The 6,939-nt window shown below is 64.6% G+C and carries 4 protein-coding genes and 1 pseudogene; 4 read left to right on the forward strand and 1 reads right to left on the reverse strand.

Annotated features, from left to right (window positions below):
* The 3 genes and pseudogenes from H928_RS32270 to H928_RS0110400 all read left to right on the forward strand — a co-directional run.
* Positions 1–1,487, forward strand: a pseudogene (locus H928_RS32270) (hypothetical protein); the annotation flags it as partial.
* A gap of 8 nt (positions 1,488–1,495) precedes the next feature.
* Positions 1,496–2,653 carry a hypothetical protein gene (locus H928_RS27095; protein WP_052329914.1) on the forward strand — a complete coding sequence of 386 codons (1,158 nt, stop codon included), beginning with the start codon at positions 1,496–1,498 and terminating at the stop codon, positions 2,651–2,653.
* Positions 2,650–3,315: a DUF1266 domain-containing protein gene (locus tag H928_RS0110400; protein WP_021026448.1), complete on the forward strand. Its 666-nt coding sequence runs from the start codon at positions 2,650–2,652 to the stop codon at positions 3,313–3,315. Before H928_RS27095 ends, H928_RS0110400 begins: the two co-directional genes overlap by 4 nt.
* Positions 3,316–3,377: 62 nt before the next feature.
* Here the strand turns inward: H928_RS0110400 and H928_RS0110405 are convergent, their stop codons facing one another.
* Positions 3,378–3,953: a C40 family peptidase gene (locus tag H928_RS0110405; RefSeq protein WP_148293121.1), complete on the reverse strand. Its 576-nt coding sequence runs from the start codon at positions 3,951–3,953 to the stop codon at positions 3,378–3,380.
* Between the two features lie 238 nt (positions 3,954–4,191).
* Between H928_RS0110405 and fdnG the strand changes: the two genes are divergently transcribed.
* The coding region (gene fdnG, locus H928_RS27100; RefSeq protein ID WP_239644930.1) for a formate dehydrogenase-N subunit alpha at positions 4,192–6,939 on the forward strand (2,748 nt) is incomplete at its 3' end.

A 6,939-nucleotide genomic window follows, 5' to 3' on the forward strand; every position in this document is an offset into this window, starting at 1 on the left:
CCCAGCTCGCGCGCCTGGCCGCTGGCAGCCTGCACCAGCAAGGCGCGCTCGATGCCGCCATCAGCAAAGGCCAGGAAGGCCGCTTTGCGCTGGTGCGCGACAGCGACGACCGCAGCAGCGCCTTGCTGATCGACTGGCTGGTGCAGGCCGCCCGCCTGCCCGAGGCCGCCCACATGTGCTTTGAGAGCACCTTGCACAGCCGCCCCGGATCGCGCGAAGCGGCCTGCCGCCAGGCGCTGGCCCATCTGGGCGAATCGGATGGCGCGCCGTACTGGGCGCTGACCCTGATGGCCGCCGCGCAGGACGAGGACCTCGCTGAGTTTCTGCCCGCCGACATGGATGCCGAGCAGGCCTTTGCGCACTACAGCGCCATCGTGCAGCAGCAGTCGCTCAACCACCCGATGTGGCGCTTGCTGCAGGGTAACCATCTGTTCGAGCAGCAGGACTATGCGCAGGCCTTGCCGCTCCTGGAAACCCTGGCCGAGCGCCCCCAGTACGCCAATGGCGAGCTGGCCTACCGTTTGTTTGTCTGCCGCGCCCGCGTGGCGGGCCTGGCCAGCGCGCTGCAGTCGCCCTATATCCGCTGCGACAGCGGCAGCTGGTGCTATGCGATGGGCGTGCAACTGGACGACGACGAGGCGCTGATGCAAGCCATTGGCGGCGAGGGCGAAGAGCTGCCCGCCGACTGGCCCTACGACGAGCTGCTGCGCTGGATCAAGCACTACTACGAGACCGGCCAGGCCCGCTTCGAGCACTGGTTTGCCACCGGCCAGGGCAGCTACAAGGATGGCAACCTGCACGACTACTCAATGCTGTGCAACAACCTGGCCATCAAGTACCGCTACAACGACGAAAACTACGACGGCGCGCTGGCCCTGCATGCCAAGGGCATCGCGACCAGCCCCTTTGCCGAGCACTACAACGGCATCGTCTCCACCCATATCGACAGCGACAACTACGCGCAGCTCATCCCCGCGGCCGAGCAGCTGTGGCACTACAGCCAGGACCATGGCTACAGCCGCCACAGCCCTTGCGACTACTTCCCCAAGGTGGCCTACGCGCTCTACCAGCAAGACCGCAATGTGGAAAACAGCATCTGGCTGGAGCGCCTGGACGAGTGGTGGAGCCAGCTCGACGAGGACGAGCAGCGCAGCGAGCGCTATGACTATCTGCGCAGCCTGCTCAACCAGCTCGACTACTACTCGGCTACCCATGGCGTCGAGGTGCTGCCGCGCCTGCAAGCGCTGCTGCCTGAGCTGGAACAGCGCCAGAACCCCTACCTGCTGCGCCGCGCAGGCGACGCGATGCAGACCTCGGGCACGGACCAGCAGGCCTTGCAGATCTACCAGCAGGCGCTGGCCTGCGCGCCTGCCGATGACGCGGCCGAGCGCGAGAAGCTGCAGGCCACGATCGACAAGCTCCATGCCCAGCTGATCACCGCAGCGCCTGGCGCGGGCGGCGGCAAACCCTGGTGGAAGTTCTGGTAAGCCCATCCATGCGCTCAAGCACGGTGTACCTGGCGCGCAATGTGGTCAACGCGCCCGAGCTCAAGGCCCGCATCGCCGCGCGCAGCCGCGAGCGCGGCGACACGCCCGAGATTGCGGCCTGGCTGCAGAACCATTTCTACCGCTACCTGGTGGGCAATCTTCAGTCGCCGCCCGAGGCCGTACAGGCCATCACCACCACCGAAGCGCTGCAGCAGCGCTATGCCGCTGGCGCACCGGCCTGGGCGCTGGCCTTGCTGGCGCGCAAACCCGGCCCCGAGGCAGCGCAGGCCGATTCGGCGCTGTGGTGGATCAGCCCTGCCCATGACAGCGTGCTGGCGCTGGAGCGCCAGCTGCTGGAGTTTTTGCAGTCGCGCCAGGGCACCTCGCTGGAAGGCAAGCTCGCCCGCATCAACTGCCCGCAGGCCTTGGAGCGCTGGGCGCAGGAGCACCAGGCTTTCGAGGCCCAGCAACTGGCCGGTTGGCGCCAGCACCAGCCCCATGCAGTGCAGACGGTTTGGCAAGGCAGCCAGGGCGCATTTGTCGAGCTGTTGCCCGGCAGCGGCGTGCTGCGCGAAGAGATGGCCTACGAGAGCCAGATGATGCGCCACTGCCTGGGCCAGTTTGCCAACCGCCGCCAGCTCAGCGGCGGCTATGGCGAGCACTATGCCGAGGGCTGCGAGCAAGGCCGCATGCGCATCTTCAGCTACCGCACCGGCCAGGGCCAGCCGCGCATCACCATCAATGCCTGGCTGCAGCCCGATGGGCGCCTGCGCATCGACCAGATCAAGGGCAAGCAAAACCGCCCGCCGGTGGACCGCTACCGCGCCGATGTCATTGCCTTTTTGAACCAGCTGAACACCAGCGAAGACACGCCCGACGATGCGCTGGGCATGCGCCTGCTGCGCACCACCGGTGCCCAGGCAAGCTGGCATGCGGTGGAGAGCTTGCACAGCGAGGCTGAGCATTTGCAGCTGTGGCAGCGCCAGCCCAGGCTGCTGGCCCATGTGCCCCAGGCCTCACCGCTGGTGCAATGGCTGGCCGCCGCACATGACAGCAGCCTGCTGGCTGGCCAGCAGCTGCCGCCTGCGCTGGCCTACAGCCTGGCGCAGGCGGGCAAGATGCCCGCCAACATGCCACCGGGCATACAGCCGGAGGCACAGCGATGATCCAGATCCTGGTGGCAGCCATCGGGCTGTGGCTGGTGTGGCAATGCGTGCGGGCCTTTCGCCGGCAATGGGGCAGCCAGGCACCTGCGCCCTCGGGCCCGCTGGGCCACTACCGGCTCACACCCGAGCAGAACTGGGCGCTGGCGCTGGCCCACCCGATGGCCTTCCATGCGCTCAAGGATGGCTTTGCCGACAGCGCCATGCCCGCGCCCACCAGCAGCCTGGCGGCATCGCTGCGGCCCATGGCCTTGCATGCCTTTGGCCTGCGCACCGACCTGGACGATGCCAAGGTGCGACAGCAGCTGCCCGAGCGCATGCGCACGCGCTGGTGGTGCCTGGATGTGGAGCGGCTGCAGGCGGGGGACGACGCCCGCGCCGCGATGGCCTTTGCCTGCGTGCGCGCCAGCTTTTTTGTGCGTACCGCCGCCATGCTGGGCTGGATCAGCGCCGAGCAGCAGTGGCAGCTGCTGCAGCTCAATGCCGCGCGCGCCCGCGATTGCTTTGGCAGCTGGCAGGAGCTGGGCAGCGCCTATATCCAGGGCCGCGCCCAATGGGTGGCCAAGGGCCGCTCGGACGCGCTGGGCCGCAGCATCAGCGCCGAGGAGTTGCAGCACTGGCTGCAGGATGCTTCGCACCCCTGGGGGGCATACGCCTGGCGTTGAGCCCGCCCCAGACCTTGTTTTAGCGGTGGTGGCCGCTTGTTTTATTCAGGCAATGAATATTCTCAAGCGTCAAATACCGTGCGGGCCTCGGTAAAGCGGCGCGAGAAATAGGGATTGGCCAGGCTCACCGTCTTGACCACGCCGCCGCTCGACGGCGCATGCACAAACTGCGCATTGCCCGCATAGATACCCATGTGCGAATAGCGCCCGCCCATGGTGTTGAAGAACACAAAATCGCCGCGCTGCAGGTCACGCCGGTCGATCTCGGCGCTCACCCCCGCCCACTGCGCCGTGGTGCGCGGCAAGCGGCGCGTGGTGATGCCCTGGATCGCGTACTGGATCAGGCCGCTGCAGTCAAAGCCGCCTTCGGGTGTGTTGCCACCATAGGTGTAGGGCGTGTTGACCACCAGCATGACCCGCGCATAAAGCGCCTCGCGCAGCTCACCGCTCAAGCCCAGGTTGACGGGCACCACGCCGCTGTCCACGCGCGGCGATGCACCTGTGCCACCTGCCGTGCGCTGCCCGCCCTCTTGCCGCGCCGTGCGTGGCGGCGAGGCGCCGCAGCCTGCCAGCAGCGCCGATGCCGACAGCGCCCAGAGCAAAAAGGGACGGCGCGCAGCCGCGTCTTGGTGGTCCATGGTCTCCCCCTTGGATTCAGGCCGCAAGAAATTCATAAAGCATATTATTCACAATTTCATGCAAGTTTGTGAAATGTATTGGTATTTTTCGCGGAGATACGGCCTCTCTCGCATTTTTACCAATTTGTCAAACGTGCTGAATACCCGGAATGCCCAACTATTCTGCTTTCAGAGGGAGAAGACTACAATTTGTGTCGTAAGCATAGAAAACAAGCATCCTTCATTGAAAGGACACCCCATGGTGCAATTCTCCAGACGCCAGTTCATGAAAGTGACTGGTTCGACTCTGGCGGGTTCCAGCCTGGCAGTGATGGGCTTCTCGCCCGCCACTGCGCTTGCCGGAGTCCGTCAGTACAAGCTGGTCGGCAGCACAGTGACACGGCAAACCTGCACGTATTGCTCTGTTGGCTGCGGCATTTTGATGTACTCGCTGGGCGATGGCGGCAAGAACGCCAAACTCTCGGTGATCCACGTCGAAGGCGATCCCGACCATCCCGTCAACCGCGGCACGCTGTGCCCCAAGGGCGCATCGCTGCTGGACATCGTCCACAGCCCCAACCGCCTGCTCTACCCCGAATACCGCGCGCCCGGCTCCAACGAGTGGAAGCGCCTGTCCTGGGATGAGGCGCTGACCCGCATTACCAAGCTGCTCAAGGACGATCGCGACGCGAACTTCCTGGAGAAGACCGATGATGGCCTGACGGTGAACCGTTGGACCTCGACCGGCATGCTGGCCGCATCGGCTGCCAGCAATGAAGCCGGTTACATCACCTACAAAGTGGCCCGCTCTTGGGGCATGTTGGCGTTCGATAACCAAGCCCGTGTCTGACACGGCCCGACGGTGGCAGGTCTTGCCCCGACGTTTGGCCGTGGAGCGATGACGAACCATTGGGTCGACATCAAGAACGCGGACGTTATTTTGATCATGGGCGGCAATGCCGCTGAAGCCCACCCTTGCGGCTTCAAATGGGTGACCGAGGCGAAGGAGCACAACAAGGCTCACTTCATGGTGGTCGACCCGCGCTTTAACCGATCGGCTTCGGTGGCGGATTTCTACGCCCCTATCCGCTCCGGTTCGGACATTGTTTTCCTCGGCGGTGTGATCAACTACCTGCTGACGAATGACAAGATCCACCACGAGTACGTGCGCAACTACACCGACTTCACGTTCATCGTGCGGGAAGACTTTGCGTTCGACGAAGGCATCTTCTCGGGCTACAACCCCGAAAAGCGCACCTACGACAAGGCCAGCTGGGACTACGAGCTGGGCGAGGACGGCTACGTCAAGACCGACCCGAGCCTGCAGCACCCGCGTTGCGTCTACCAATGGCTCAAGCGCCACTACGCCAGCTATACGCCTGAGAAGGTCGAGAGCGTCTGCGGCACGCCCCAGGCCAAGTTCCTGCATGTCTGCGAAAAGCTTGCATCGACGGCAGAGGCTGGCCGTGCAGCAACCATCCTGTACGCCCTCGGCTGGACCCAGCACTCGATCGGCGCGCAGATCCTGCGCACCGGCGCCATGGTGCAGCTGCTCTTGGGCAATATCGGTGTCGCCGGTGGTGGCATGAACGCCTTGCGCGGTCACTCCAACATCCAGGGCCTGACCGACCTGGGCCTGCTGTCCAACGCACTGCCCGGCTACCTGACGCTGGCCAACCAGGGTGAGCAGGACTACCAGAAGTACATCGACGCGCGCACGCAAAAGCCTTTGCGTGCCAACCAGATGAGCTACTGGCAGAACTACCCCAAGTTCCATGTGAGCCTGATGAAGGCTTTCTGGGGACCGGCTGCGACCAAGGACAACAACTGGGCCTATGACTACCTGCCCAAGCTCGACAAGCAGTACGACATGCTGCAGATTTTCGAGCTGATGAACGAAGGCAAGGTCAACGGCTACATCGCCCAGGGCTTCAACCCGCTGGCGGCGCTGTCCAACAAGAGCCGTGTGCGCGACGGGCTGGCCAAGCTCAAGTTCCTGGTGATCATGGACCCGCTGGCCACCGAGACCTCGGAGTTCTGGAAGAACTACGGCGAGTACAACGACATCGACACCGCATCGGTGCAGACCGAGGTGTTCCGCCTGCCCACCACCTGCTTCGCTGAAGAGGATGGCGCGGTCGTGAGCTCCTCGCGTGTGCTGCAGTGGCACTGGAAGGCCTCCGAGCCGCCCGGTGAAGCCAAGACCGACATCGCGATCATGTCGGCCCTGCACCTGCGCATGAAGGCGGCCTACCAGAAGGACGGCGGCAAGTTCCCCGATCCGATCCAGAACCTGTGGTGGCCTTATGCGCAGCCAGCGCACCCTTCGTCCGAAGAGATTGCCAAGGAGTACAACGGCCGCGCACTGACCGACCTCACGGCGTCCGACGGCAAGGTGCTGCGCCCTGCCGGCCAGCAGCTGTCCGGTTTTGGCGAGCTGCGTGACGATGGCTCCACGATGAGTGGCTGCTGGATCTGGGCGGGCAGCTGGACCGAGGCGGGCAACCAGATGGGCCGCCGCGACAACAGCGACCCGACCGGTATCGGCAACACGCTGAACTGGGCCTGGGCCTGGCCGGCCAACCGCCGCGTGCTGTACAACCGCGCATCGGCGGATCTGGAAGGCAAGCCTTTCAACCCGAACCGGACCTTGGTCAAGTGGAATGGCTCGACCTGGGGCGGCGCGGATGTACCCGACTACGGCCCGACCATCAAGCCCGAGACCGGCACCGGTCCGTTCATCATGAACCCTGAAGGGGTGGCGCGCTTCTTTGCCCGCAAGGGCATGAACGAAGGTCCGTTCCCGACGCACTACGAGGCATTCGACAACCCGCTGGGCTACAACCCGATGTACCCGAAGAACGACAAGGCGGTCAGCAACCCGGCCGCCCGCGTCTTCCCGGCCATCTGGGAGACCTTCGGCAAGGCGGACGAATTCCCGCATGTGGGCACGACCTACCGTTTGACGGAGCACTTCCACTACTGGACCAAGCACGCGCTGCTGAAC

Source organism: Comamonas sp. B-9 (assembly GCF_000410635.1).
Classification (GTDB): Bacteria; Pseudomonadota; Gammaproteobacteria; order Burkholderiales; family Burkholderiaceae_C; genus Comamonas.